This is a genomic window from Kiritimatiellia bacterium, assembly GCA_018001225.1.
Lineage (GTDB): Bacteria > Verrucomicrobiota > Kiritimatiellia > CAIQIC01 > JAGNIJ01 > JAGNIJ01.
Genome location: JAGNIJ010000084.1, coordinates 1 through 2,731 on the forward strand (window position 1 = coordinate 1; position 2,731 = coordinate 2,731).

A 2,731-nucleotide genomic window follows, 5' to 3' on the forward strand; every position below is an offset into this window, starting at 1 on the left:
TATATTGCGACGTATTAGCCTCCCCTTAACAATTTAACCACCGGCAGCGCCAGGGGCTCGCTACCTCGGGCGTCCGGGAAAAGGCCAAGCCATGCAGGGCTGCATACCTGTGTGCTTGGCCTTTTTCCTTGTCGGCCGAAGCCACGCAGGGCGAAGGCTGATTTGCCGGTATGGGGCGGGGCGGCCCTGTCCGCCGTAGCCCCTTGGGGCAAAGGCGGAATGGCGCTGAACAAGAAACAGACCTGGCGGGACTACTACAACCCGATCCGCGGGCTCTCCATGGCCCGGCTCGTGGCGATGGAGGACAACGCCGAGCGTGGTCAGCACGCGGACCTCCAGTGGTTCTACTACCACATGGAGCGCTCGGACGTGACGATCATGTCCGCCGTCGCCCGCCGGCTGGCGTTCACCACGGCCCTCGACTGGGATATCCACACTGTCGGCACCGCGGACCCCGGCCTCGCCAAGGAGCAGGCCGAGTTCCTGCGCAACGCCTACGAGCGGATCGGGAACTTCAAGGAGGCGACGAGCTTCCTGGCCCACGGCCTGTTCCTTGGCTTCGCGCATCTCCACAAGGTCTACAGCCCGTTCAGCAGCATGGTCAGCTACTTCGAGCCCATCGAGCAGTGGTTCTGGATCAAGCAAGGCGGGATGTTCGGGGAGTGGCGGTTCAACCCGGAATCCCGTCCCCATGAGCCCACCGGTCAGGCCATAGACCGCAAGAACTTCTGCATTCTCGAAGCAGCGCCGGTCTTCCGGCCCATCAGCCGGCAGTTCTTCAGCAAGTCGCTCGCCGCCGCCGACTGGGACACGGCCCTCGAAACGAGCGCCAATCCCTCGATTTTCCTGATTGGCCCGCCGGGTACCACTCCGGAGAAGGAACTCGAATACAAGACCGTGGCCGAGCAGATCGTCTCCAACGGCCGGGGCTACCTGCCCAACGGCTCCGACGTGAAGACCGTGGACACCGCCCAAAGGTCCCGGATGCCGTTCCAGGAGCGGATCACCTATTGCGATCAGCAGATCGTCATGGCTGCCACCGGCGGATTACTCACCATGCTGACTGAATCGGGGAGCGGTACGCTGGCCGGCGGCGCACACAGTCGCGGCCTTCTGGAGTTGGCCCGCTCCGATGCCGCCCGGATCTCCGAGGTCTTCCAGCGCGACCTGGACGACCACTGGCTCAACGAGTTCTTCCCCGGCCAGCCGCACGCCGCCTATTTCCGGTTCGATGTGCCGGAAGACTACAACGTCCCGACCATGCTGGAAGCCGTCGCCAACCTGAACTGGGCCGGCTATCGCGTGGACAAGTCGCAGATCGAAGACAAAACCGGGCTGAAGCTGTTGGAAGCTCCTGCCCCTGGAGGATGAACCATGAGTGTGATCCTGATGAATCGCGCGGCCTTTGAACGCGCCCTGGCCAACGCCAGCGGGCCCATGACCGATGAGCAGCGTCGGGCCATGTTTGCGAGGCGCTCCAAAGGCTATGCCATCACGGCTGACCAGGCCCGCAGTAACGCCCGTCGCGCACAAGCCGCCGCGCTCGGGTCCAAGGTTGTCCTCACGGATGTAAGCCCCGTCGTCTCCGATGTCGGTCCGTACACCCCGCGATCCGGCGTCTTTACGGAAACCGTGCGTCAATCCCCGCAGTCTGTTCGCGTAACGCAGGGCAACATGGTCCCAGGCCAGGACATCGGTTCGCGCAATTCTTCGAAGTCCGGGGCGGAACTTGTTCGGGAGCGGAATCGTACCACGCTGCCGATCCCCAGCGCCCCGTCCACGCCGAAGCAGATCATCTCGGAGCAGCGCAAGTCAGAGTTGCAAGAGCTGTACCTCGCTGGCGGCATGTCAAAGGAACTGGGTGACGCATTGATCGCATCCGGAGTGATTACCCCGAAAACGGGGGGCGTTGTGGGCGCTCCTCGTGCTGGGAAGAAGGCCGCCGGCAGGGCGGGGGCTCCGGCTTCGAGAATCACTGCCGACGGTCGTCGAATCGCGCTGCCCGATCGGGGCCTGGGCCGCCCTGACTGGTATGTCTCCGGCGGCGGAGGTCTCGCGCCTGGTCTTTCCGGCAGCCCGAAGCGGAGCCGATAACATGAACGTCCTGCTCCCCAACCGCTTTGAAGTTCCGGCCGACGGCTGGTACCAGGTCTCCGCCCTGGGCGAGTTCAAGCACAACCCCACCGGCCTGGTGCAGATCCTCGATGCGGATAGCTGCCGCGCGATGATCGAGACCTTCCAGCGCGAGGCCGCGGCGCCGAACTTCCCCGGCATCCTCGTGGACTTCGACCACTTCAGCCTCGACCAGGACAAGCCCACCGAGGCCGCCGGCTGGATCGCGGCCCTTGAGCAGCGCCCGGACGGGCTCTGGGCACAGATTCGCTGGACGGACAAGGGCGAGGAGGCGATCCGGGGTGGGCGCTATCGCTTCATCTCGCCGGTCTTCCGGCAGGATGAATGCACGGACCTGGGCGAGAGCCGGGTCCGGCCGCTGCGGCTTGTCAACGCGGCGCTTACCAACGATCCGAACATTTCGGGCATGGTCCCGCTCTCAAACAAGAAACAAGAAAAGCCGGCCGCTGCCGCCGATGGCGTTGCACCCGAGCCGATGCTTATTCCCCTGGGGAGCCGGGACCGTGCCCTTTTCAATCGCGCCGTGGTCCTCGCCAACTGGCGGGGCGGCTACAAGACTGACGAGCAGCGCCGCGCGATGTTTGCCCGTATGCGAGGG

The 2,731-nt window shown here is 64.6% G+C and carries 3 protein-coding genes; all 3 read left to right on the plus strand.

The window, feature by feature from the left end; translation table 11 throughout:
- The first annotated feature begins 219 nt into the window (after nucleotides 1-219).
- Complete coding sequence (locus KA248_15860; GenBank protein MBP7831383.1) at nucleotides 220-1,371, plus strand: DUF935 family protein; 1,152 nt, start codon at nucleotides 220-222, stop codon at nucleotides 1,369-1,371.
- A 3-nt stretch (nucleotides 1,372-1,374) separates the two neighbouring features.
- On the plus strand, nucleotides 1,375-2,094 hold the full coding sequence (locus tag KA248_15865) for a hypothetical protein (GenBank protein ID MBP7831384.1): 720 nt from the start codon (nucleotides 1,375-1,377) through the stop codon (nucleotides 2,092-2,094).
- A 1-nt stretch (nucleotide 2,095) separates the two neighbouring features.
- Nucleotides 2,096-2,731: hypothetical protein (locus KA248_15870; protein MBP7831385.1), on the plus strand; the 636-nt coding region annotated here is incomplete at its 3' end.